At 30.9% G+C, this 26,843-nt stretch carries 21 protein-coding genes; 3 read left to right on the top strand and 18 right to left on the bottom strand.

All coding sequences use genetic code 11. The features are described 5' to 3' along the window. Window positions 1-25: 25 nt before the first annotated feature. Complete coding sequence (locus EP747_RS19055; RefSeq protein WP_129691655.1) at window positions 26-1,234, bottom strand: serine hydrolase domain-containing protein; 1,209 nt, start codon at window positions 1,232-1,234, stop codon at window positions 26-28. A 173-nt stretch (window positions 1,235-1,407) separates the two neighbouring features. Here EP747_RS19055 and EP747_RS19060 point away from each other — a divergent pair, with 173 nt between their 5' ends. After that, on the top strand, window positions 1,408-2,034 hold the full coding sequence (locus EP747_RS19060) for a trimeric intracellular cation channel family protein (protein ID WP_129691656.1): 627 nt from the start codon (window positions 1,408-1,410) through the stop codon (window positions 2,032-2,034). 64 nt (window positions 2,035-2,098) lie between these two features. Here EP747_RS19060 and EP747_RS19065 read toward each other — a convergent pair whose 3' ends face one another. Next, a complete protein-coding gene (locus tag EP747_RS19065; RefSeq protein ID WP_129691657.1) occupies window positions 2,099-2,650 on the bottom strand; it encodes an NADPH-dependent FMN reductase in 552 nt (183 codons plus the stop codon). Between the two features lie 331 nt (window positions 2,651-2,981). On the opposite strand from EP747_RS19065, the gene EP747_RS19070 reads away from it, so the two are divergent. After that, on the top strand, window positions 2,982-3,887 hold the full coding sequence (locus EP747_RS19070; RefSeq protein ID WP_129691658.1) for a DMT family transporter: 906 nt from the start codon (window positions 2,982-2,984) through the stop codon (window positions 3,885-3,887). A gap of 698 nt (window positions 3,888-4,585) precedes the next feature. Here EP747_RS19070 and EP747_RS19075 read toward each other — a convergent pair. Further along, window positions 4,586-5,167 (bottom strand): MerR family transcriptional regulator, encoded by a 582-nt coding sequence (locus EP747_RS19075; protein ID WP_129691659.1) that lies wholly within the window; start codon window positions 5,165-5,167, stop codon window positions 4,586-4,588. A 690-nt stretch (window positions 5,168-5,857) separates the two neighbouring features. Continuing rightward, on the bottom strand, window positions 5,858-9,028 hold the full coding sequence (locus EP747_RS19080; protein WP_129691660.1) for an ATP-binding cassette domain-containing protein: 3,171 nt from the start codon (window positions 9,026-9,028) through the stop codon (window positions 5,858-5,860). 316 nt (window positions 9,029-9,344) lie between these two features. Here EP747_RS19080 and EP747_RS19085 point away from each other — a divergent pair, with 316 nt between their 5' ends. Beyond that, complete coding sequence (locus tag EP747_RS19085) at window positions 9,345-10,949, top strand: glycoside hydrolase family 10 protein (protein ID WP_129691661.1); 1,605 nt, start codon at window positions 9,345-9,347, stop codon at window positions 10,947-10,949. Window positions 10,950-11,015: 66 nt separating this feature from the next. On the opposite strand, the gene recQ is transcribed toward EP747_RS19085, so the two are convergent. From recQ to EP747_RS19155, 14 genes are all read right to left on the bottom strand, one after another. Then, on the bottom strand, window positions 11,016-13,127 hold the full coding sequence (gene recQ / locus EP747_RS19090; RefSeq protein WP_129691662.1) for a DNA helicase RecQ: 2,112 nt from the start codon (window positions 13,125-13,127) through the stop codon (window positions 11,016-11,018). A gap of 41 nt (window positions 13,128-13,168) precedes the next feature. Beyond that, complete coding sequence (locus EP747_RS19095; RefSeq protein WP_129691663.1) at window positions 13,169-13,609, bottom strand: YaiI/YqxD family protein; 441 nt, start codon at window positions 13,607-13,609, stop codon at window positions 13,169-13,171. Beyond that, the gene (locus EP747_RS19100; protein ID WP_129691664.1) at window positions 13,593-14,309 is read right to left on the bottom strand and encodes a pseudouridine synthase; all 717 of its coding nucleotides are present in this window, start codon (window positions 14,307-14,309) and stop codon (window positions 13,593-13,595) included. Before EP747_RS19100 ends, EP747_RS19095 begins: the two co-directional genes overlap by 17 nt. 83 nt (window positions 14,310-14,392) lie before the next feature. Then, entirely contained in the window at window positions 14,393-14,896 is a 504-nt protein-coding gene (locus EP747_RS19105; RefSeq protein ID WP_129691665.1) for an ankyrin repeat domain-containing protein, read from the bottom strand. Between the two features lie 2 nt (window positions 14,897-14,898). Then, window positions 14,899-15,843 (bottom strand): biotin-dependent carboxyltransferase family protein, encoded by a 945-nt coding sequence (locus EP747_RS19110; protein ID WP_129691666.1) that lies wholly within the window; start codon window positions 15,841-15,843, stop codon window positions 14,899-14,901. 4 nt (window positions 15,844-15,847) lie between these two features. Continuing rightward, window positions 15,848-16,606, bottom strand: coding sequence for a 5-oxoprolinase subunit PxpA (locus EP747_RS19115; RefSeq protein WP_129691667.1), 759 nt, complete (start codon window positions 16,604-16,606; stop codon window positions 15,848-15,850). Continuing rightward, a complete protein-coding gene (gene pxpB / locus EP747_RS19120) occupies window positions 16,593-17,336 on the bottom strand; it encodes a 5-oxoprolinase subunit PxpB (RefSeq protein WP_129691668.1) in 744 nt (247 codons plus the stop codon). Before pxpB ends, EP747_RS19115 begins: the two co-directional genes overlap by 14 nt. Further along, window positions 17,329-17,946, bottom strand: coding sequence for a pyroglutamyl-peptidase I (locus tag EP747_RS19125; RefSeq protein ID WP_328590747.1), 618 nt, complete (start codon window positions 17,944-17,946; stop codon window positions 17,329-17,331). Before EP747_RS19125 ends, pxpB begins: the two co-directional genes overlap by 8 nt. A gap of 288 nt (window positions 17,947-18,234) precedes the next feature. Next, window positions 18,235-19,191: a LacI family DNA-binding transcriptional regulator gene (locus EP747_RS19130; protein WP_129691670.1), complete on the bottom strand. Its 957-nt coding sequence runs from the start codon at window positions 19,189-19,191 to the stop codon at window positions 18,235-18,237. 243 nt (window positions 19,192-19,434) lie between these two features. Then, window positions 19,435-20,664 (bottom strand): glucoamylase family protein, encoded by a 1,230-nt coding sequence (locus EP747_RS19135; RefSeq protein WP_205753850.1) that lies wholly within the window; start codon window positions 20,662-20,664, stop codon window positions 19,435-19,437. A gap of 73 nt (window positions 20,665-20,737) precedes the next feature. Further along, window positions 20,738-21,679 carry a carbohydrate ABC transporter permease gene (locus EP747_RS19140; protein WP_235832940.1) on the bottom strand — a complete coding sequence of 314 codons (942 nt, stop codon included), beginning with the start codon at window positions 21,677-21,679 and terminating at the stop codon, window positions 20,738-20,740. Between the two features lie 17 nt (window positions 21,680-21,696). Next, complete coding sequence (locus tag EP747_RS19145) at window positions 21,697-22,560, bottom strand: carbohydrate ABC transporter permease (protein ID WP_129691672.1); 864 nt, start codon at window positions 22,558-22,560, stop codon at window positions 21,697-21,699. Continuing rightward, window positions 22,553-24,817: a DUF5696 domain-containing protein gene (locus tag EP747_RS19150; protein WP_129691673.1), complete on the bottom strand. Its 2,265-nt coding sequence runs from the start codon at window positions 24,815-24,817 to the stop codon at window positions 22,553-22,555. Before EP747_RS19150 ends, EP747_RS19145 begins: the two co-directional genes overlap by 8 nt. Next, window positions 24,810-26,834, bottom strand: a complete 2,025-nt coding sequence (locus EP747_RS19155; protein WP_129691674.1) for a YIP1 family protein — start codon at window positions 26,832-26,834, stop codon at window positions 24,810-24,812. The genes EP747_RS19150 and EP747_RS19155 overlap by 8 nt, the downstream gene beginning before the upstream one ends. Between the last annotated feature and the right edge of the window lie 9 nt (window positions 26,835-26,843).

Here is a 26,843-nt window from a genome sequence, read left to right on the forward strand (position 1 = left end):
CTATTATAAATAGGTCCTTTTATGCTTAATCTTTAGTAACATAATTTTCTATAAGATGTTTATAAATAACCGCCGCCAATTCTTTTTCTACTTCGAATCTTGAATTTTCGGTTAAATCAAACTGACTTCCGTTCAAAATAAATATGATCCCAAACTGTTTTTCTTCATCCCAATATAAATTGCTGATTAAACCGTATGCTTCACCTGCATGCCCAATCATTTCTTTGGAACCTGGTAAGAAGTCGTGGCTGATATGAAAACCAAGCCCCATTTTACTAAAGAAGTGATTATTTTCTTCTCTAGACCATTGAATTGATGTCATTAATTTTGACGTTTTTTGATCAAGAATTTGTTGTCCATTAAAACTTCCTTTTAACATATGTGCTCGTAAAAACTTACTTAATTCAACTGCAGTAGTCCTTAGTCCACCTTGAGGTTCAAATAATCCTCCATGATTTCCTATGGTGTATTGATCCCAATGAGTTTTCGTGTATCCACTTTGGCTAACATCATCAATTGATATTTTATATTCGTGTGTATCTTTATTTTTTTCATATAAGTTTGCTAGTTCATGGCTTTTATTTAAATTTGAATATGAAAAAGCTACATTCTTCATTTCTAGAGGTTCAAATATATTTTGTTTGATATACTCGTCAAAGCGTATATTAGTGACTTTTTCAATAATTGCACCGCATATGATAGCGCCAATATTAGAATAAATCCAATGATCACCTGGTTTCCAATCCCCCCATATTTCTTTCGTAAAATACTTTCCATTTTCATCTAATAATTCTGTAAGTTGTAGAGAAAAATTTGAATGTCCATCTCTAATAAACTTTGCATAAACACTATTTGATGCATCGTCTGAGTTAAGTGAAGATGTATGAGTTAGAATTTGTCTTAACGTAATATAAGAATTTGGAAATTTAGGATTTCTTACTTTAAATCCTAAATAATGACTAATATCTTGATCTAAATCTATTAATTTTCTTTCGACTAATTGCATGATTGCTGTAGCAGTAAAAAGCTTTGAAATAGAAGCAATTCGAAACATCGTATTTTCAGTAACTAAGTCTCCAGTTTCTAAATTACGAAAACCATAAGCATCAGACCAAATTAGTTTATCTTTTAAAACCGCGGCTGCTTGACACCCGACAATATTAAATTTGTCCATTATTAATTGAATTTCTCTCGATACTATTTTAATTTTTTGTTGTTTAATATTGTTTTGCATTTTAACCTCTCCAATCTATCAATTTCAAGTGAATTTTATGTAAAATACTGTAAATTTTTCATGTAAAAAATTTTTTTAAAATGAAGCGTTTACAAAGTTATTTTAATATTGTAATAGTGCCTACCTGTTGCTAAAATGAATCATATGAAAATGGAATTAAGGGGATAGAATGGATGATTTTGATCGAGGTTTTTGTTTATGCAGGAATTATAGCTGCTAGCATTTCGGGTACTTTGGTTGGTATTCAAAAGAAATTGGACTTATTTGGTGTTGTTTTTTTAGCAGCTTGTACTGCACTTGGCGGAGGGTTAATTCGTGATATTATTTTAGGTCAAACCGTACCGAATGCTTTTGCAAAACCTCAATACTTTATCGTAAGTACAGTAGTTTCAATTGTAACTTGGTTATTTTATCAACGAACAATGCAGTTCCAATCAACTTTAATCATTACTGATGCAATTGGTCTAGGTGTTTTTACTGCAGTAGGTTCATATTCGGCAATTGACCACGGTTTAAAAGGTTCTTTTTTAATTATTTCGATGGGTTTAATTACTGGAATTGGTGGTGGAATTATGCGGGATGTATTCGCAAGAGAAATTCCATTTGTATTCCGAAAAGAAATTTATGCAATTGCAGCAATTATTGGCTCTATAACAATTTTATTTACACATGGTGAATTTACTAAACTTCAATCTTTGTATATTTGTTTTCTAATTACAACAGCAATTAGAATGATCGCTGTACGATACAAAGTAAACTTTCCTATTCGAAATGTAAATGATAAAACGTTTTTACTTTAAGCTTAACATAAATGTTAAGCTATTTTTAATGGTCCTAACCAATAATTGATTAGGACCATTTTTATTACTGAGAAACACTTTTTGATTCTATGTATTCTTTATATAAAATTTCTTTTTGTACATATTCTGTTAATTCATCAATTACTTCAGTTACTTTTGCAAATGCTTCAGGCTTCACAACTGTATCATTTTCAAAATCAACCGAGTCTAAAACTAGTTGTTTTGGTAATGCATTTCCATATACACCACGAATTACTGTTCTCATACTATTTAAAGCGTTAATACCGCCTTTTCCACCACCAGCTACTGCTAATAAAGAAATTGGCTTTTTCTTGAATGGCTCAGAGCCTAATAGTTCAATTAGGTTTTTTAAAGCTCCACTCATCGCATTATTGTACTCTGGCGTACAAATAACGATTCCATCAGCTTTAACTAGTAATTCTCTAATTGCTTTAACTGCTTCTAATTCTTTTTGTTCAGCTTCCCCGTTATAAAGAGGAACTTGTTCAAATGCTAAATCTAAATTTGTATAATTATTAGATTCTGCGATTTGTTTTGCTAAGAATCTAGTTCGACCATTTGCTCTAGGTGAACCATTTACTACGACGATATTCATTTAAATTCCCCTCACAATTTAAAATAGTTGTAACTTAATTGACAAATTTTTACTATTAATACTTTAAAACTTCAAATTATAGTATAAATGAAAACTATTTATTTGCCTATTATTTTAAACAGAATTTAATGAAAACTTCTATATTAAAAAGAATTAAAAAGGTTATATAGTTCCTGTTTAAAGAAGAATAGAGCTCTCTTTATACTCCATTTCCTCTATTTTTACCATGCCCATGATTTATTCGATTGAACTAACACTAAAGTTTAGTATATACTTATTTGACAGAATATTGAAATTACACATGAAATGGATGTGATACATATTGGGGAATATGGCAGTAAATAAAAAGGCGACAATTAGTATCATTATTGCAATGGCTACTTTCGGCACAGTAGGTTTCGTCGCTCCTAAAACAGGCCTAAAAGCCATTGATTTAGTTTTTATTAGATGTGTTTTTGCGAGTATATTTTTATTTTCTGTTTGGTATTTTTCAGGGTTAGCTAAAAAAGAAATATTTAATAAAAAAGATATAACACTTTCTTTATTTAGTGGGATCTTATTGGTTTTGAATTGGGTATTTTTATTTAAATCATTTGAAAATTTATCAGTTACAATTTCTGTTTCAATTTATTACTTAGCTCCCGTTATTTTATTCTTATTAGGTAGTTTAATTTATAAAGAAAAAATTACGGTAGTTCCTTTACTTGGTGTTTTAAGTAGTTTTATCGGATCAATCCTTTTATCCGGTATTAATTCTGATTTTACACTTGATAAATTTCTTTCATCTGGTGTCATTTGGGCATTTCTTGCGGCAATCTTTTATGGATTATTAATGATTGTGAATAAAGGGATTACACAAACAAGTTCATATTTTACGACTTTACTTCAGACAACATTAGGGTTTCTACTATTAATTCCTTTTGTTAAATTTGATTCTTTTCAAAACTTGCATTTAGAAAACTGGAGTTTTATTTTAATTATTGGATTTGTTCATACAGGCGTTATCTATGCATTATTCTTTGGGAATATTCGATTTTTACCTTCTAATATGATAGCTGTGCTAACATTTTTAGATCCTGCAGTAGCAATTGTGTTAGATACAGTCATAACAGGATTTAAACCAACACCAACACAAGTAGTTGGAATTTTTATGACATTTTTAGGTATCGCTTTAATACTGCTACTGAATTCACCAAAGAAGGTATCGCAAAATTCAAATGAAAAAATTGCAAATTAACGATTCATCAGTTAAAAAGAACTTTAACTTCATTGTCAAACTATACTAAAAGGACTATAATTAAGTCATAAAGAATATACTAAAAAGGGATGTGCTGCGAACACACCCCTTCCGAGTAGTAATTGGTAAAGTTGCTTTCCTCGGATCCAGTGAAGAAATAATCACCACAACCATTCGAGGGGTAGGGTGGTTATTTTTTTTTGCTAATAGAAATGATAATACCGATTATGCTTAAGATTACAGTTGCAGTTATCCCAACACATTGAATAATTAAATTAGCAATCTCATAACCAGTCACATTCTCACCTCCCTTCTTAGCGAAGAAAGGCACCTACCACAACCCTACTCTACCTAATTTTACCATAAGTATATTCAAAATACCAGAATGTATGTTCTGTTTTTGCGATATTTAATTTAGATGCATTTCGTCTATTCATGAAGAGTAACCTTACCCCAACAGCATTTTTTGAACTTAATAAGGGTACTACAATGATTGGTTATTGAAAATTCTCCATTTCTGAAAAACGCTTAATTTGAAACAAGTTTACATAATAGTTTTAGATAAATAAAAAAGAACACTTGTTTTAAGTGCTCCCTAATTTCTGCTATTAATTATTAAACGTATAATTCCATATAAGATGGCTATTATCATTCCAACGACAAATGCAACGGAAGAAATCGCATAATGTAATCTAAGCTCATATTTCGAAATACCATTTTTTTAATTCTTCAATTTTTTCTTTTACTTTTTTTACTAATGAATTCTTTTCTTGAGTGGCTGCCGTTTCTAATAAAAGTTGTTGATTGTGTTTTCTTTGCTCTCTCCATTCTTCTAATAGTATGCTAGTCTGCTTTTCTCGTTGCTTTAATACTTCTTTATGTTGTAGATCCATCTTTTTATAAAGTCTTTTTTCCATTTCATTCATTAGTTTTTCAATTGTTTGTAACTGGTGTTCATTGCTTATATGTATTAGGTGCTCTGTTAAGATTAAAGACTTTTCTTCGTCTATCATGTCAGTATGAGGTATTAATCTATTGGTTTGTTCTATTATCATTCTCGCAGACTTCTCTAACGTCATACCATCATGCTTACTTAATTCAATTAGTTTTTCAAATATCAAGACATCATAACTTGAATATTGTCGATGCCCTCTACTATTCTTCTTGATCTTATAACCAACATTCTCTAAGATGTCCTGATACTTTCTGAAGGTGCTAGGTTTCAACTCCAACTGCTCTCTTATTTGAGTACTAGTTAATATTACATCACCGTCTATCATGCCCTCACACTCCTTACAATGCTTATATTCTATACTGGCATGCTATCTCCTTTTTGCATTGCAAAAGGTTTATTGAATTTAAGATTTTATTGAAAGATTTGATGAGCGAATAAATGAATTTTTATAAAAGAGGACCACAACTTAAGTGATATCCTCTAATTAATTTCTTCTATTGTAATTTATTTAAAGTAACGTATATCTTGATAAAAGTATTGTTCTAATTTACAGTTCTATTTTTATACGAATGAATTGAATAATAGTTTCTTTATTTATAAAAGAAATATAATAAAAAACTCATTTGTATTTTTAACAAATGAGTTTTCAGATCAAATTATGATGCAAAATACAATATTTTAGTTTAAAAGATATGTCATTAAGAATATTACAAATACTGTTAAACCCGCTGATATTTTTAAGTTCCTACCTAAGTTTAAATGATTCACCATATCTCCTACTTTCAAATAAAATATTGGTTGTATTATTATTACTATAAAAATGTATTTTTAGAAAATTCGTTCTTTGCTACAGAATAATCATACTAAGTATTCTGTTTTATTTCCATGTATAAAGTGTGAACATTATTCTATGAAAATTTATTAACAATTTTAGCTGTTATATTGACACATTTATTTTAAGCCTCAAATTAAAAAACTCATTTCAAAACGATCTTTGAAAATGAGTTTTTTATTGTTAATTATTTTGAATCAAACTTTGATAAACTGCCATCATATCACGTTTATTTAGTTCTCTTATGCGATTGAATATCGGTATATCTTTAACCTCTTCAGTTAATTGGTTTTCAGGAACTATTTCACTTACTTTACCAGTGAGCCATGTTTGAACCGCAATGCCCTCAACAAGCTGTTGACGTCCACTCTCATTGATCCCACTAGCAAAACAGCTAACACAAGGAATTGTTAATTTATATACCCCGTCATGTAGATTATCTTCAGAAATAACTTTCTTTCCTTTACAGAACGGACAAGGGTTACTCGCTTTTACTTTATTAATTAGTGTAACGATTTTTTTATATCCAAATGCTTCATAAACATATGTTAGTTTTTTGAATTTACCATTTGTAAAATATTTGTCTATAATGTCTTCTCTAGTCTCAAATATATCTTTAAAATCAGTTATCGATACTAAGTTTTTATTGCTTACTTCTTCAATATTCGTCTTAACACGATCCCAAAACGGTAAAGCATTTTGTAATACAACTTCATATCCAACGAAGCTTGCTTGTTTTATTTCTAGCATTTTTAAAGCAACCTGTTGCTCTCGAGATAGTAAAGAAACTTCTACTGTTAATGTTGATTCTCCACCAACAATTGATTTTATTTCTTCTAAGACTGTTAGCTGACCAACTGTTTCAATTACTTGATCTACTGGTTGATTGATGATTTCACGAATATCAAATTTGCCAAACATTAATTTTTTGTGATGGTTTAATACTGTGCCGTTGCAAATAGGACAGGTAATTTGCTCTTTGGAAGCCTTCATTTGTTCTTTAATAGCTGATTTTGAAATTGACATATATCGTCCAATAATAGTATTAAAGCCTTCCCATAATCTTTGTGTCTTTCCAGCTTTATCATAAAAAGTCTTTTCATAGTATCCATATAAAAAAGTATGCTTTTCTGCTTCTGACATCTCATTAAAACTTTTACTAATGTCTTGACCAAGTTCATTTTTTATTTCATCAAATAGGAATTGTAATTTAGGATATTGGTAATATTTTAGAACTTCCATTACATCTGAATGTAATAAACCTTCCCAAAAAGGTACTGTTTTATCTTTTATGACTACATCAATATCAAACTTCTCAATTACTCTACGGCCAGAACAGGATGGACAATGATTTTCTTGGTTATAAAAGTCAAAACTTCTTGTATCCTTATTAGTCGGATGTGAAGCAACGATTTGATTAATTAGTCCGCCGATTTCATATAAAAAAGTATATTGACTGTATAAATGTCTTTCTAAATCAATTGCAATAACAGGAAGAATAGCATCAGATTCATATTCTCCATAAATAAGTCGTGCCATCGATGATAGACTTTTTAATATTCCACCTTTATAAATGTTTTCTGCATTTTTGAAATAATTTATATTATTTTCTTGTAAATATTGAACTCCCTTTTGTACTTTAAGTGATGATGAAATTTGCGCCTGAGGCTTTTCATTATCCTGTTTTATCTGATTAAAATAATTATCATGATTTACAACTTCAAGATGTTCAACAGGAGTAATCTTTCTTTTCCCAAAATCAACGATATAATCCGAACTTTCTAACATATAGGCATTATGTTCAATCATCATAATAGAAATTGATTCATCTTTTAGAATTTCTCGAACACTATCTATAAATTGATTTAATATATTTTGTGATAATCCTTTTGAAGGTTCATCAAAAATGAATAGTGTATGAGGGTTTCTTGAATTAGAAAATAGTTCAGAAACTAAATGTACACATTGAAATTCTCCAGTTGATAATGTTTGTGTTTTTCTTTCTAGAGTAAGATAGCCAAGACCAAGTTTGATTAATAAGCTTAATCGCTTATGTGCAATGTCTTCGTTCGGTAGTTCTTCAATGATATCCTCGATTGAACGCAGGAAAATATCATCTATTTCTTCACTATATTTTGTTAACTTTCTTTTTATATCTAAGAATGTAGCAACTGTTGATCGACTCGTAATCGATTGGTTTCGATCCTGACCTACCATCACTAATTTATCTTTTGGGTATCGATTTAAAAAGTCTTTTGACATACATTCATTTACTAGCGTAGATTTACCACATCCAGATTCTCCAGTAAATGTTACTAGTCTATTTTTAGGGATCTGTATTTCTTGAATTTGGATATTACGACAATGAAGATCTTTAAACTCATAGAACTCACTTGGCAAAGTGTTGTTTCTTTCCCAATAAATCGGTTTAGGTCGTGGAGATTCTTCAACAATTTTCCCGCCGTATTTACCACTTCCAGGTCCAAAAAATACTTGATCATCTGTTGCATCTAGCACAGTATCGGAATGGTCAATTAACCAAATTTGATTTTTAAACCCTAATTCTTTTATCTCATCTAATATTCTATTTAAAGTATCATGGTCAAGACCAACCGAAATTTCATCGATGATAATAACAGTATTTTCACTAGTTGCCATAAATTCGGCTAAATAAAGTCGAGTTATTTCTCCACCGGATAATGTTCCTGTTATTCGATTTAGGGATAAATAGCCAATATTCATTTTGATAATATTGTTGAGTAAATGCTGTTTAGCTTCACTAATTTGTAATTCTTCTGCTAGTGATAAGATTGTTTCTACACTTAAGTTATTAATATCCGAAATAGAATGTGGTCGATCAAATAACTCAATTGTATATTCTTCAATTTTTTGATTATAACGGTTTCCTTTACACTTTTTACATTCAATATTTTTTGTAATTCCGCGGCCTTTACAATCCGGACACCAGCCTAGTTCATTATTAAACGAAAAAACTTCTGGAGAAAGATTAAACTTTTCTGCAAGACTTACACGAATGTCTTTAAAAACACCAGTATGTGTTCCAAGTGTTGAACGTGGATTCGTAGAAATCGATGATTTGCCAAGGAATAGGACTAATGGCATTTCTTCCATTTTAATCGCACTAAAATTTGTTTCCATTATGTTTGGGAATAAATATTGATATTCAGCCTTTGGAAGTAAAGACACTAGTCGTTTCTTTGACTCCTCACCAATTGTTTGACAAAAAGTTGTTTTACCAGAACCAGATAATCCAGCAATTCCCAATGACTGATTCTCAGGTAAAATTGCATCTAATTTATTAATATTATTTGCAATTAATTGACTTATTTTCAAATTCTTTTCCTCACTTGTCTCGTAAAATTTGAATAAATTATGTATGCTCTTTCCTTATATGAGCTTTAATATCTGCAATTATACTTACAATAAATATATTACCAATTTAAGACAATGCAAGCTATAGATCGTGAATGATAAAATGAGCTATATTCGAGGATTTTCACAAAAGTAATAAAAAACCGAAATTTAATTTCTTTATTTTTTAGATTTTTTTGAAATTTTATTTCAAAAATTATAGACAATACTTTCCATTTTTGGTAGTTTTATATTATGTAAGCGCTACTAATTTAATAGAAAGTAAGGTGGAACACATATGAAGGAAAGAAAACTTGGAAAATATGCGATTGCTGCTACAGTGGGCGCATCTCTATTATTTCAACAAATTCAAAATGTTCATGCTGAAACTACTTCACAGTACTCAGTCCCGCCTAAGCATGAGCTGCGAGCAGCTTGGATTGCATCAGTTACAAATATAGATTGGCCATCTGCTACTGGCTTGTCTGAAATGCAACAAAAATCGGAGTTTATTAAACTATTAGATGATGTGGAAAAGATGGGAATGAATTCAGTTGTTGTACAAATTAAGCCGACCGCTGATGCTTTTTATCCTTCTGAATATGGTCCATGGTCAAAATACTTAACTGGTACACAAGGTAAGGATCCAGGCTATGATCCACTTGCATTTATGGTTGAAGAAGCACATAAACGAAATATTGAATTTCATGCTTGGTTCAATCCATATCGTATTACAATGCCACGAACAGCACCAGGAGATGCGACTTTAGATGATTTAAATACTTTATCTGAAAACCATCCTGCAAGAAAACATCCTGAATGGGTACTTCCATATGGAAAGCAATTATATTTTGATCCAGGTAATCCTGACGCACGTCAATTTATTATTGATGGCATAATGGAAGTAGTAAAAAAATATGATATCGATGCAGTGCACTTGGATGATTATTTTTATCCATATCGCATTGCGGGTCAAGAGTTTCCTGATCAGGCTTCTTATGATAAATACGGTAAACAAAAATTTACTAATATAGACGATTGGCGCCGTGATAATGTTGATCAGTTCGTAAAACTTCTTCATAATTCTATTAAAAAAGAAAAATCTTATGTAAAATTTGGAATTAGTCCATTTGGAGTTTGGCGAAATATAGCAAAAGATCCTACTGGTTCAAATACAACAGCAGGTCAAACAAATTATGATGATTTATTTGCAGATACCAGAGAATGGATTAATAAAGAATACATTGATTATATCACTCCTCAAATTTACTGGAACATCGGATTTGAAGCTGCAGCATACGATGTTCTTGCAAAATGGTGGACTAATGAAGTAAAAGGCAAGAATGTTGATTTATATATTGGACAAGCTGATTACAAAATTAACGCTAACAATGAGGCATGGGCTCTACCTGACGAATTACCAAATCAAATTGCATTAAATCGTACAATTCCTGAAATCAAAGGTAGTATGCATTTTTCAATTAAAGACTTAAATCGAAATCCACTTGGTATTAAAGATCGTTTAAGCAAAGATTTATATAGAACAAAGGCATTAATCCCTTCAATGCCATGGTTAGATGACCAAGCTCCTAAGAAACCAAAATTTGAAAACGCTCTTCGTACAAAAGATGGAATCCAACTTACTTTGAATACTCATCCTAATGATCAAGATGTTTCATATTATGTTGTATACCGTTTTGATGGATTACATAAAGATAGCATTGATGATCCAAGAAACATCTTAACTACCGTTCGCAAATCAGAAAATGGCAAAACAACAACATATTTAGATACAACAGCAAATATAGATAAAGACTATACGTATGAAATAACTGCTGTTGATCGACTTCATAATGAAAGTAAAGTAAGTAATCAAATAAAGGTTAAAGCTAGTAAAAAATAAGTATAATAAAGAGCTTCCAATTCAATGTAGGAAGCTCTTTATATTTTCAGTGCAAAAAAGTTTATATTATATTGCTGATTTCATAATGACTGCTTTAATCATAAAATAACTAATTTCAGAAGGTAATTCATCTTTAATAGGTCGAAGTTTTTCGCTTCCAACTGAATTAATTACTTCAATAATTTGTTTTTCAATATCTAAAGGCACTACTTCATCCCAATCAAAATGATCATCTTCCATTGCACTTTGCAGAATATGATTTTCAACAGTAGTCGTATTTAATCCTCTCTCTTTTGCAATTTCAGAAATAGTAAGTCCGTTTTGATAAGATTCGTATGATATTTTGTGTGAAGGTACTTTATTAATTGTTGCAGCTTTTGGTCTTGTTGTTTCTACTTCAATATGGTTCTCTTCTTTATATTTCTTGATTACTTCTATAAACTGATTACCAAATTTCTGTTGTTTTTGTAATCCGACACCTTTTGCCTGTAGAAATTCTTCATCGGTAGTAGGGAGTAATTTACATAAATCTCGTAGAGTACTATCTGCAAATACGACAAATGGTGGTACTCCAAGTTCTGTAGCAATTTCTTTACGTAAACTTCGTAGTTGATCAAATAAATCATTATCGACGTTTGTAATTTCAGTAACTTGGATTTCTTCTTTTTTCATTACGTTTATTTTATTTAATAGTACTTCTCTTCCTCTATTTGTTACAGTTAACAGTGGGAATTTACCGCTTGTAACGCCAATAAATTGTTCCGATGTTAAATAATCAATTAAATCTCCAACACTTTTTAATGTACGATTTTTGAATAAACCGTATGTCGTTAAAGTATGAAAATTTAAGTCTATTAATTTTTTATTCATTGATCCTGTTAGCACTGATGCAACCATCGTTTTACCAAATCTTTCGCCCATTCGAATAATGCATGATAATACGATTTGAGCATCTATTGTAATGTCTATAGCAGTCCGCTTGTCAATACAATTACTACACTTACCACAGGAGTGGTCACTTTCATCCCCAAAGTATTTTAAAATAAATGCCTGTAAACATGTTTCGCAATAACTGTAATCCTTCATTGATTGTAGTTTTGAAATTTCTTGTTTTAGTCGATTATGTTCAAAGGTAGATTGCTCAATTAAAAATCTTTGTATTTGAACATCTTGTGCAGTAAAAAGTAAAATACATTCACTTTCTAATCCATCTCGTCCTGCTCTTCCAGCCTCTTGATAATAGCTTTCCATATTTTTAGGCATTTGGTAATGGATTACGTATCTAACATTACTTTTATCAATTCCCATTCCAAATGCATTTGTAGCGACCATTACATTGATATTATCTTGTAAAAATGCATCTTGTTGTTTTGAACGTTCTGCATCGCTTAAGCCTGCATGATATTTACCGACAGAGATGCCAAGGTTTTTTAATTTATTTGTAACATTATCTACTTCTTTCCTAGTTGCAGCATAAATAATACCTGATTCGTTTTTATTTTGTTTTATGTAATTACAGATATAATCTAATCGATTTTGACCTCTAATGACTTTAAATGACAAATTCTCTCTTTCAAAGCCTGTAATGATTGTCGTTTCCTCAATTATCCCTAGTTGATTACATATATCAGATTTAACTTGAGGAGTTGCCGTCGCAGTAAGTGCCAGTAATGTTGGGTTAGTAGGCAATTCTTGTATTAAGTTTTTAATACGTAAATAACTTGGTCTAAAATCATGTCCCCATGACGATATACAGTGTGCTTCATCTACTGCTACAAGTAAGATTGGTAATCTTTTTAATTCATTAATAAAGCTTTCTGATTCTAATCTTTCAGGTGCAACATATAGAATTTTGTATTCACCATAACTTAAATCCATCATTCTTTCATTTACTTCATTATAAGAAAGTGAACTATTAATAAATGTGGAAGGAATACCTACTTGATGCAATGCATCTACCTGGTCTTTCATTAAAGAGATTAAAGGAGAAATGACGAGGGTAACTCCTTGGAGAATTGTCGCTGGAATTTGATAACAGATCGACTTTCCACCACCTGTAGGCATAATACCTGCTGTGTGCTTACCTGATAAAACTCGTTCAATAATTTGTTCTTGTCCAGCTCTAAAATTTTCATATCCAAAATACTTTTTTAAGTTTTCTCTTGCAAGTGTTAACATGCTTGCCTCCTTTTTTATTTTATTTGTACAATTCTATTTTACTATAAAGAAATTGAAGAAAGTAATTTTCTTAAGCCGTTTTCGAAATTTGCATTATCAAGCTTCTGACGTTTTTTTGGTCCTTTCACTCGTCCACCTGCATTTCGAATTTTCTTTGAAACATATCGAGTATGTAAAAGTGAATCTATATTTTCATTTGTATATTGAAAACCATTTTGATTTAATACATAAGCTTGCTTTGATAAAACCATTGCAGCAAGACCATAATCTTGAGTAATTACGAGATCTCCACTTACAACTCGATTTACTAAAGCAAAATCAACTGCATCCGCACCTTGTGAAACAACTATCGTTTCAGCGCCCTCTCTTTGCATTATATGAGCAGTATCACATAATAAAAGTACGTTTAGTTTAAATTCTGCTGCAATTTTAATTGTTTCTGAAACTACTGGACATCCATCTGCATCAATTAAAATTTTCATTTGATTCTTCCTCTTTCAATTGTTCTTTTAAATTAAATAACTCGATATCAGTTAATTTTCTCCATTTACCTATTTCTAGATTTTCCAAATGGATATTCATAATTCGAATTCTCTTTAATTTAATCACTTTAAATCCAAAACTTTTTGCCATTTTTCGAATTTGACGATTTAAGCCCTGCGTTAAAATAATTCGAAATGTATATTCATCTATTTTTGCTACTTTACATTTTTTAGTTAAAACAGTTCCTATAAGAACACCATTTGACATGCCATTAATAAAATCTACATCAATTGGCTGATCGACTGTGACAATATACTCCTTTTCATGTTCATGTTCACTATGTAAAATTTTATGTGCAATAGGTCCGTCGTTTGTAAGGATGATTAATCCTTCAGAATCTTTATCTAATCTACCTATAGGAAAAATTCTTTTTGGATAATTGACAAAATCAATTATATTTCCTTCTACAGTTTGTAATCCTGTACAAGTAATTCCTACTGGTTTATTTAGAATGATATAGTCTTTTTCACTCGTTAAGTAAATAACTTCATCACTTACTTGTACAAGATCGTCTTCTTCTACTATGCTGTTTTTTTCAGCAATTAGTCCGTTAATTTTAACCTGTCCCGAAGAAACCAATCGTTCTGCCGCTCTTCTAGAACAATATCCTGATGCGCTAATATAAACATTAATTCTCAATACTTATTCCTCTTTTACTAGTCTTTCTTTTATCATAACAAAAAGTGCTGTGACATAACAGTCATCACAACACTACGAATTATTCATAAAGTTACTTCTTTTATAAAATTGATAAACTCTGTATTACCACGCTCTTCAGCAATATCAATTGGGGTTTTACCAGAATTATTCGTTTTAATTTCAGCACCGTTTTTTAACAAATGTTCAGCAATAGACGTATTTCCTTCAAATGCTGCGATATGTAATGGAGTGTGACCTTCACTGTCGCTAATATTAGGATTTGCTCCATTCGTTAAAAGAAAATCGATTACTTCTATTGACTTAGCACCTGCAATTGCTGCATGTAGAGCTGTGTTTTGTGGAATGAATGAAAGCTTTGAGTGAGAAAGTGCATTGATCTGAACACCATTTTTTACTAAAGTTTTTACAACTTCATATTGACCGTAATGTGCCGCGATTCCAAGTAATGTTAACCCATGCTCATTTTCTTCATGAATCAAATTTGGCTGCTCACTTATAATTTCAATTACAATTTCATTTTCACCTTTTTCCGTAGCATCAAATAATTTTGCAAGTAAATTTCCCATAGTTATCTCTCCTTATTTCTACATTCAATTTTTAAATAGTTTAAAAATAAATGAAGCTTTTTATTTAAAAGTCTCGCCTCATCTACATCTACTGGTATTAATTGGATTGTATTTCCTTGTTGCATTTGTACAAGTTTCCAAAGGTCTGAATAAATTACTGTACCTAAAGTTGCATATCCGCCTGTAGTTTGAGAGTCTGCTAGTAAGATAATTGGTTGTCCAGTTGGTAGTACTTGAATCGTTCCAAAAGTAGTACCTTCGGATAGAATATTTGAATCAAACGGTTCTAAATTAGAATTTTTTGAACTTAAATACATTCCCATTCTATTAAACGTACCAATTGTAAGAAGTTCAGATAAAATTTTTGATTTTATATGGTGAGGTATTTTCTCAAAATGACTACTTTTTATAAAATGAACCAAATTGTGCTTAGGATAGATTGGAATATACTCATGTTTTAGTCCATTTTTTACCAGTTTATATGAAGTACTTGAACCATAAATTATTGTACCTTTTTTAATTATTAATCCAAGAGAAGCAGGCTCATATGAGGACTGACTTTCGAAATGACATTCACTTGTAATCCCGCCGGGTATTGATATATATGAATAAACACCAGTATTTCCCCCGTTAAAAGTCAAAATCTCTCCTTTTGCTATGTCGATTATTTTATTCATCTCAACTAATTTACCTTTAATTGTGGGTTTCAAATTTCCCCCAGTAATGACGATTGAAAATTGATTTAATGCTTTTAGGACAGTACCACCAATCGCAATTTCAATACTAGCTGCGTTACATTTATTTCCTATTAATAGATTTCCAATTTGATAAGCTAACTTGTCCATAGCACCAGAAACAGGTATACCTAAATGTCTAAAACCATTCCTACCATTATCTTGAATTGAAATAGAAACTCCTCTTTGTAAAACTTCAAAAATCTCTTTCAAAGTATTACGCTCCTATAGACTTAACAAGAATGTTATTATCACTAAATACCTTACGTAATTCCATCGCTAATTTAATTGAAATGTCAGAATCACTATGTATACAAATGGTATCAGCTTGAATTGGAATATCTTTACCGGAAATTGTCGATACGGTTTTGGTTGTTACAATTTGAAGTGCCTGATTTATAGCATCTTTAGTATTGTGATGAACCGAATTTAATTGATTACGAGGGACTAATAAACCATCATCACCATATGCTCGATCTGCAAATACTTCTGAAGAAAAAGGAATATTCATTTCGATCGCTGCTTCTATTAATTTGCTATTTGCTAGTCCATATAAGGTTAACGAAGAATCGAAGTTTTTCATTGCTTTTGTAATCGCTAAAGCGAGTTTCAAATTTGTAGCTGCCATATTATAAAGTGCACCATGAGGTTTTAAATGACGAAGTTCAACTCGGTTTACTTTGCATACCGAATAAAGTGCACCAATTTGATAGAGAATTAATTTATATATTTCTTCTTCACTGAATTTCATTTCTCTTCTACCAAAACCAAGTAAATCTGGAAAGCTTGGATGCGCTCCAATTGATAAATTATACTGCTTTGCTAATTTTACTGTTTCATAAATTACAAACGGATCTCCTGCATGAAATCCGCAAGCGATATTGGCTGAAGTAATATGTGGCATAATTTGCTCGTCATTTATTTTGTAATTCCCAAAACTTTCACCTAAATCACAGTTCAAATCAATATGAATCAATAAAACGCACTTCCTTTTTAATTGAATAGTTGTCCTCTTTCACTAGCTGTTCAATCTGATTAAATCCTTCGATATTAATCTCATAAAATTTTACTAGATCTCCAGGTTTAAAGTTTTCTGTGCCATTATTTTTCGTTGAAAATATTGAGATTGGAGTACGTCCAATAATATTCCACCCACCTGGAGATTCAAAAGGATAAATCCCTGTTTGGTTTCCAGCAATCCCAACCGATCCCTTTAAAACTGTTTTTGGCTTGATTAGTCTTGGAGTTGAAAGTTTAGGATTTAACCCGCCAAGATATGGAAACCCAGGTATAAAACCAATCATATAAATGGGATACATTTTTTCTAGATAAAGTCGAACTACGTCTTCAGTTTCTAGTTTATTATGCTCTGCTACTTTTTGAAGATCTGTCCCAAAAGTGGAACTAAAACAAATAGGAATTTCATAAATTGTATGCTCTCTGTTAATTTTTGAACGACTGTAACGATTAAAATGACACTTTATTTCTTGGTTTATTTCCACGTATGAAAAGTTAATTGAATCATAAAAAATCGTAATGGAATGATAAGATGGTACGACTGCTGATATTTTAGTCATTAATTTAATTTTTAGATATTCTGAGAAAGTATGTACTAGATTATTTGTTTCTATTGAAATCGAATCACCTAAATAACATACTAAGCCAGAGCAACCTAATGGAAAAATATCTAATTTGGTGCTAGTCATTTAGACTAATCACTTCGATTGCAAGCTTTATAGCATTCGTCAAATCAGTTTGCGACCAACTTGGCAACTTCTGATCAATTACGGCCATTTCATGTGAAGCTGGAATATGAATAAAGCCGCTCGGAATTTGCTTGTTTATTTTTTTTAATTCATTAAGCATTTGATACATAACGTTATTACACAAATAAGTACCTGCAGAATTGGATATTTCAGTTGGAAATTTGCGATTGTTTAATTCATTAACAATTTTCTGAATTGGAAGTGTTGAAAATAGTCCATCCGGTCCTTCTGGGTCAATTTTAGCTCCCTCATATTTATTCCCTTTATTATCTGCTGCACCATCATTGCAATTTATGGCGATCCGTTCTGGCGTTATTTTAAATCTACCACCTGCTAATCCTAATGATATAACCGCGAATGGGTTATACTTATGAAACAAATTTATTAATTCATTGCCTGCTGTGCTGAAATCAACAGGTAAAACTGCCCCAATAATTTGAAACCCTCCAACCTCTTGATTATTTAACTCTTTCACAATTTCTTCTGTAGGATTAATTGAAAAGTTCAGAAAAGGTTCAAAACCTGTTAACAATAATGTATTCAAAAGCACTCAGTCCTTTGATAAAATTTATATAGTTCTATATTTCGTCAAGATCAGTTTAATTTCCTTTCATATTAGTAAAAGAGGTTGATTATCTTCCGTATTCAACCTATGACCTCCTAATTTCAGTCTTCTTTTCAATATTGATTATTAAAAACTGATTTTTTCATTTTGCCAACCTATTACGGTATGTGAAATTTTTAAAATTAGGCATAAAAAAAGAAACTTAAACCTCTCTTTTTAAGAGAAATTTAAGTCTCTTTAAGAAAAACTTAAGTTTCTGATATAATTTTCTACTTAAGAAGAACCACCAACAGTTAATGAAACTTCAATTTTCTTATTCTCAACAACTTCGTTAGATATGAGTTTCAATAAATTTTTTGCCGCTAATGAACCCCAATCAAATGTAGAATAAGATACTGTACTTAATCTTGGTGATACATATTGTGATAATTCGATATTATCAAAACCTACAATAAAAACATCTTTACCTACTTTGTAATTTGTATTTTGTAGATAGTTATAGATCCCAATTGCCATTTCATCATTTAAACAGAAAATTGCACTTGGTTCAGTATAGTTTGAAAAGATTTGATTTGCTGCTAACTCTCCTGAATCTTTCATGAAATTTCCACCGATTTCAATTAATTCAATTTCAGGATAATTTGCTAATTCTTCTCTAACACCTTCCATACGTTTACTTGAATCGTATGATCCTTCTGGCCCTGTTACAGCATATACTTTTTTTACATCATTTTTCAGAAGTTCCTTAATCGCTAATTTAGCTCCGCCATTATTATCTAATAGAACTCCTTTAATATTGTTGTGCTGTAATTCTCGATCCATCACTACCATTTTATAATTTTTTTCAGCATAATCTAAAAGTTCTTCATTTGAAAAAGCCTGATCTAAAATTATTCCACCATCAATTACTTTTTCTAGTAAAAGACGATGTGATTGCACGCCAGAACAAGCAATTAATTCATACCCTTTGTCATTTAAAGCTTGTCTCATTCCTCTTAATAGTGGTCCGTAAAAATAACCTCCATAATCAGCTAAGAATACCCCAATAATTTTTGTTTCTTTAACCTTTAACATTCTTGCCGCTGCATTAGGAACATAACCTAATCTATTTGCGATCTTCATTATTCTGCTTCGAGTTTCTTCTGTTACTTTTGGGCTTCCATTCAATGCATATGACACTGTTGAAATGGAAACTCCAGCTTCTTTGGCAATATCTTTTATTCCTGCCATCCCATATCCTCCATTCTATGTATACCAAAAAGCCAATTTTTTCTATTTTTTACTTTTATTACGTTTAGATTAAATGTAGATGAAATATAATACTTATATTAATTCTATCAAAATTAAGTAAAATTTACCTACATTTTTTCTCCCCTTTGTACCTAAATAAGAAAAGTTATATTTTTACTTATAAAAAGTGAGCACTGAAGTATTTTGAACTTTCATTGCCCACCTTTATATCTCTGGTAAAATTTAAGAAGTAATTAAGTTATTGCGTTTCCAGCCTAAAATTTTAGCTCCATTCTTTACGTAATCGTTTTTCATGTATAAATCCCAAATTAATCCTGTTTCATAGTTTTCAATCATCAGCAATGTTGCACCTTTATCAATTCCAATTACTCGATCTGACACCCAGTTTGATGTAACGTCTCGATTATATGAATCTAGGAAACCATATTTGCTCCATAATTCAGGTACATTCTCATAGAAATAATTTAATGCATCAAGTGATTCTTTTGGTGTAAAAACAATTGAACCAGCTGCTGCTGCAGGTGCAATCGTGCCATCATTAATATACTGATCACAATTTGGATGAAACGGTCCAGCCCCATATGCTTTATATCCGTGTGGTCCATCGCATGCAGTTAATCCCCATGCGTGTTCACTCTCTGCAAAGGTTTTAAAGCCCTGTGCATTATCATTACAATACTTCTTGGCGGCTAATGAAGCTTTAACGGAGTTTTCATGCCAATTAATTCCATCATCATCAACAATATTCTCAAAATTAAACCATGCATGTGAAAATTGGTGGGTAAACAGCGCCCCTCCAGGTGAATGATAAAATTCATACTCACCATATTTTACTAAATCTCTTCTAAAACCTTTGTAAATTTCCTTTGGAACCGGGTGAGTAGGAGATGCAACGCCAAAAATGTACTGCATCAACTGCTCCGCATACATATCCCAGTGACCAAATCCACCTGTTTCAGGATTATAGCCCATAAAATACATATTATTTTTTTCATCATAATACTTTTGCCAATTAACACGATTAAAGATTTTATCAAAAAGTTCTTTAATTTCTCCACCAAAATATTCTGCAGATGTTACAGCACCATTCAGAAATAGAGATGTATCTATAATCGATGCACAATCATAAAATGCTTCAAATTTTTTTGCTGTTTCCATATGAAGGAAGTGGAAGAAAAATCCTTCTGATTCTTCTACATTAATTAAAAAGGTGTTTAATGTACCTAACGTTCTTTCATATCCTTCTTCGTATGTAATCCATTTCTTTTCGATCCCGATAATAATGGCGCTTAAACCGAATCCAACTGATGCGATACTCGCCATATCTTTATTTGATTCGGCTGTATTATCACGTATTAAACCATATCCTGGACTATTTTTATCAGTGTTTGCTTCATTCCAGAAAAAATCAAAACATCCTTTAGCTTCTAAATCTAAAATTCTCTTTTCCACTAACAACACCTCTGATTCTTAAATTTTATTAAATTACGATTAACGAATTAAAAATTTTCAATTAACATTTAAATTATTCGCCAGTAATTCCAGATCGATCGACACTTTCAACAAACCATCTTTGCGTAATGAAGTAAATGACTAGTAACGGTATAATTGTTAGTAATGTTCCCGCTAGTTCAATTCCTTCATTAATACTTGTCCCACTAGCACCGCCTTGTGCAGGGAACAATTTACTATAAGTTGCAACGAACTTTTGTAGTTGAAGCGGTAAAGTTGACAATTTTTCTCCAAAATAAATTGATGCTAAGTAAGTTTCGTTCCAATACCATACAAGTGAAAATAAAAACGATATAATATAACCAGCAGATGCCATTGGTACAGCAATTTTAAAGAAAATCTTAAAATGTCCTGCTCCATCAAGTTGAGCAGCTTCATCTAATGATTTAGGAATCGATCTAAAAATTTGATAAAAGATCAAAATAAAAATCGCGCTATTTAAACCTTGTCCAAATATTGCTGGTAATACATAGGCAGTGATGCTATCTAAAATATGAATTTTATTAAACAAAATATATCTTGGTATAACTGTAACCTGTGGCGGAATAACAAATGTTGCAAGCACTAAAATAAATAAAATGTTTTTTCCTTTAAATTGAAATCTAGCAAATCCATAACCGATTATTGAAGCAACAAACGCTTGTAAAATTGATGGTAATACAGTTACATAGATTGTTTGAAGTAATATTGGCCAATAATCTAGTACATCTAATGCTCGCTTATAATTATCTGTATATAGTTTTGTTGGAATCCAATTTACAAGAGAATTTAGTAGATCATTTATATCTTTAAAGCTATAAGATAACATATATAATATAGGGTATAAGAATACAAAACCTATTCCAATCAACAATGCATACATTAGAATTTTTACAAGTAATCCATCATTCCCCTTCATGCCTAATAAGATTCTTCTAACTTTCGTTGAAATGTCCTTTTTAATTCCTTGATTCACAGTACTCACCCCCTATATTATTTTTTTCTTTCTAAGAAAACCACAATCCATATCATGATTAATAGAATGATTGTAATGATAACGAAATAAACCCATGAAAGTGCTGAAGCATATCCAAATCCTGTTTCAATTTTGAACATATTTTTTTTAATATGGTCTATTATAGGATTCATTGTAGAAATAGAATATATGACCGTTGTATAAATAATGTTTACTAGTATCATAGGGAATAGAGTTGGCAAAGTAATTTTCCAAAATATTTCCCATGTAGATGCACCATCAATTTTTGCTGCTTCGTATATTTGTATATCAACTTTTTGTAAGGCTGCAATAAAAATTAAGATTTGTACACCAGTAAACCACAATAACAACACCATGTTATCCATAATGTATAAAAATAAATTACTAAAAAAACTAGGATTTTCAGCAGCTAATTTATAAAAAGCATATTGTTTTATTTCAGGGATGGCAGTTACTCCTTGCTCTGTGAGCTTAGTTAAAACAGGACCACTACTAATTATTACTGGCAAGAAAAAGATCGTTCGAAAGAATCCACGAAATTTAATCGGTTGGTTTAATAGAATCGCGATTATTAATGCGATAATAACAATAATAGGAACTGAGACAACAACGTGAGCTGCAAAGTCTCCTATTTCCTTTAAGAACTCTACATCAGTTGTAAATGCATCTTGGTAATTTGCCCATTTTGCAAATTTCGTTTGAATACCGTCAGTTGTAATAATGACATTAAAAAAACTTAAATAGAGTGAATACAAGATTGGATAAGCTGTAAAGACTGCAAATCCAATCACCCAAGGCAAAATAAAAATGTATCCAGCTGTCTTTTTATTGTTTACTAATCTTGTAAAAATGTTATTCATTGCTATTTTCTCCTTTCATCACAGCAAATTCTTTTGCTGCAACTGTAAGGCTACCATTATTAAAAGGAGTATTTGTATAGTTAATAATAATGCTCATATTATTTGAATAAGTTACTTTTACAACGCCTTCACTAAGAACTTCTCTACTCACGATTGATTCGTTTTTTACTAACTTCAAACTTTTTTGAATAACATCATACTGTTTAACGACATCACTTTTCCAGGTTTTATATTCGGAAGTGTATAAATCTCTAGAAGGCGTTTCAGAAAGTAAATACGACTTATTACTAGTTAAGAAAAAAGATGGATAAGCTCCATAATCTATTAATCTTAAAAGCTCTTCCTTTTGATTTGACCAAAAATTGGAAAATGGTGCATAGTAATCAACATATCCTTTTAATACGATTTGCAAGAATGGTACAGTATCTGAAACAAACAAGTAATTAGATGATCCCATAGGAATATCTAAATATTTATCTGTCATTCCCCAAGCATATACATTAGGTTGATAAAGTGCTGTTTTATCAACATCCCCACTATTTAGTAAGCTTAGAACTTCGTTAACCGATTTTTTACTTTTTTCTCTTGATGATGTATTGCGATCATTAAATGCTGAAAATAGTTCATTTCCATTTGAATCAACTGCTAAATTTTCCATAGCATATTCCTTGTATTTCTTTTTATCTTTTTTTGCATAGCTAATTGCTTTTTCAGGATGTAAATAATAGTAGTTGTATCCATTCTCTTCATCCATAATTGCTTTTGTATTTACTTGTTTAGCTATATTTTTTCCACCAAAGAGACTTGAAGAGCCTTCATATGCCTTTACATAATCTGTATAAAAGTATAATGGTACATCCTTTTGCTTTAGCTCTTTAACAGTATTTTTTATTTCGCTTTTACTTCCTAATTTTCGTTCAAAAGGAAATTTTTTCGGAAATGATCCAGTAAGTCCATTTTTATTCCAACCTTTATAGACGATAAAGAAATCATCTATACCTTTACCCTCCAACTCATTAACATATTTTGGAAGATCACTGATTGGAGTCATTGATACAACTGAATCCCAAAATAATCCTTCTTTTTTCTCACCGCCTAAAAATTCTAAGCGTAGCATCGGAGAGTCATTTGTCTTTTTCTTCAAAACTCCATTATTTACAAGATAAGATTGGTAGCTTTTGGCCATTCCAACATAGTTAGCATTTTCATTTTCTAGTATTCTATAATGTAATTTAATATTAAATTTGTTACGTTTCTTTTGGAATAAATCCATTGCTTTTCCACTTTTTTGATTTTTGCTTGTCGGTTGCTTATAAGCATAACGATAGGTGAAGTGAGACGTGACCCAATTAAACTCTGTAGATAGTCCAGCTTTATACGCATCAATCCTTGCATAATTATCTCCATCCTCGATGATTCCTAATAGAGCATTTTGATGTTCTCCATGAACAACCCCAAATACAGGTACGCTTGCTTTATAACTTTCATTTGTATCCTTTGATTGGATTGTTGAAGAAATGCCCTTATCCTCGCCATACACTGTTGCACTATAAGGGGACTCCATTTTTACCCCATTTTTTCCATACCGTATTAAAGCCCCAGAACCATCTGGTATAAACAGATAACCAGGAATTTCATCCTCTTTAGAAGCTCCGAAAAATGGATAAATATTTGCTGAAACAATTTTCACTTTGCCCATCTCGTTAATATTTGATTCAGGTATGCTAACCACGATCTCATTCTCAGTTAACTGGACTGAGAGTTTCATTTTTATTTTCGCTTGTCTAAATGTTATATTTGCGTCAAATCCGTTTGCTTTCTTTTTAAGGTTTATATTGGCAGAATTTGTTGTAATACTTTCTTTTCTTAATTTCCCTTGCATATTTAAGTAATCAATTGTAATTGCTGATTCCACGAATTGTTTCCATGTACTATTTAACTTATATTTTTCCATGTGATCTAGTGATGAGCTCCAAATATAACCGTTTGATTTATTCTTTACTTTAATTGCTAGAGATTCACTATTAACATATAATTCTAGTTTTTCGTTTTCCGCTATCTTTTCAAAACCATCTAATGAGGAATTTTGACTTTTAATTTTATTTTTATGTACTTCCATTTGTGTAAACTGATTGGAGGCATACTTTTGCGTATTTTTGTTGACAGATGTAATGAGATCATTATTTTTTTCAGCATATACATTTGGTTGAATTGATAACAGTAACAATGAACTAGACAGTATAATTTTCTTATACACGAACCATTACCTCCTGGATTACTGAATAAACAAAATCAATTACTTGATTTAACAAAATATAAAGAACAAATAATACAACAACTGTAATAACACAACTAAATAAAGTAAGTAATATATTCTTAATCGTCTCTCCAATTGTAAAATTATGGATTTCTTTGATCATAATAAACAAGATTAGTAGAGACCATCCAACCATTAATTGAGTTGTAAACGTAAAAAGAAACGATTCATTTATTGTAATAACTCTTGATAAAAGTGTAACTGGAATACTAAATACTAAGTAAGGAGCTAGGGAATAGATTGTCCCGATATAAACATTTTTGAAACTACCTTCACCATCATTAATTGTACTAATTAAATAGTTCATAATGACAAATAGTGCCAAGGCACCAAAAAAGATTGAAATGATTAAAAATAAACTAAATCTCTCTAATAGTTCCGAGTTAAAAATGAATCCAGTAAAGTTAAGTGAAATCAAATATTCAATGAAAAATAGTAAATAAAAAATAGTCGCAGATAAGAAAGAAGCTTTTTTTAATTTTTTAATATCATAAAATGTGTCAATCGGATGTCTAAATAGTTTAAATATAAGTAATAACTCACTTACTAGTTTGATATTTTTAAATCGATTTACATTGATTTTTATTCCATGAAAATAATCTTTTTTTCGATTTATATACCGAACTAAGTAATAGAATAAAATTGCTAAAATGATAAAAGATAGAACCTTTCCAGTATGTTTCTCCAGTAGATTATGGCGAATCTCCCAAAATGACTGTGAATATCCTTCTCGATTGTTAGCTAATTTAAATTCATTTAATGAATCCTTATATTCTTGTTGTTTATAATAAGCTTGTCCCATAGCAATATGTGCTAGTGAAAATGAAGAATTTAATTGAAGAACTTCTTGCCAGTACTTTTGACTTTTTACATATAAACCTTCTTCAAAATAAGCTAGTCCTTCATGTAATTTATTTGTAAATTCAGTTGGTTCAAAAATGTGAATGATCCCTTGCTCAGCATCTGCAATATATAGATCACCTTTTGTATCAATTCCTATACCTGATGGTTGTTTGAAAATCCCTTGGCGTTGAACATTAGACTCTTTGCTACCAAATTTAAATAATAAATTTCCAGTGCTATCATATTCGTATACATAACCATCCGAACTTAACACATAAAAATTCCATTGTTTTCCTACAACTATATCGATTGCAGAATTTGATGAATATACACTATCCGGGAGCATATTGGTACCTGCTACATTTAACTTTTTAATTGCATCACTTTCTAATCCATTTGTAACCGTATAAACAATTCCTCTTTGATCAATGTCAATACCTGTAGAAGCAATTGGTACATTCATAAAACCTTTTCTTTGGCCCGTTTTAGACATAACGTAATTTTTAAAAGTTTGATACAAAGAAGTGGATGCTCTATTTGCACCAAAATATCCAAGAAACTCACCGTCTTTATTAAGCTGAATAATCCCGTTTGCAGCTCCCTCACCGATAATATACATATTACCTCTACCATCCACAGATAGTTTAAGTGGTTTAAAAGGCTGTCCTTTTCCAAATAACGGTGATTCAGGTTTCCCATACTGTGCAAGCAATTTTCCATCTGAAGAAAAACAATAAACCGTTTCTTTTACTACATCGGCAACATAAAGTTTATTATCCACGCCAACTGAAATTCCAACAGGCTTTTCTAAAATACCCTTCCCAATTTTTTTAATTAATTTTCCAAATTGGTCAAATATAATAATCTCTTTACTTCCTGAATCGGCAACATAGATTTTGTTATTTTGATCAATAAATAGATTCTCGGGTTTTATCATTTGATCATTCGAAAGGATCCCAACAGCCTCATACGCAGTTTGTGTCTTAATTTCTTCTCCATCAATTGAGAGTGTATATGTTTTATAGGCATCTGCTGCATAAGTATTTGCTGGAAACATCATGATCAGCGATATCATAATTAATAGTAATTTTAAATGATTTTTGTAATTATTCATTTACTATCT

The sequence above is a fragment of the Gottfriedia acidiceleris genome (assembly GCF_004138285.1).
Taxonomy (GTDB): domain Bacteria; phylum Bacillota; class Bacilli; order Bacillales; family Bacillaceae_G; genus Gottfriedia; species Gottfriedia acidiceleris_A.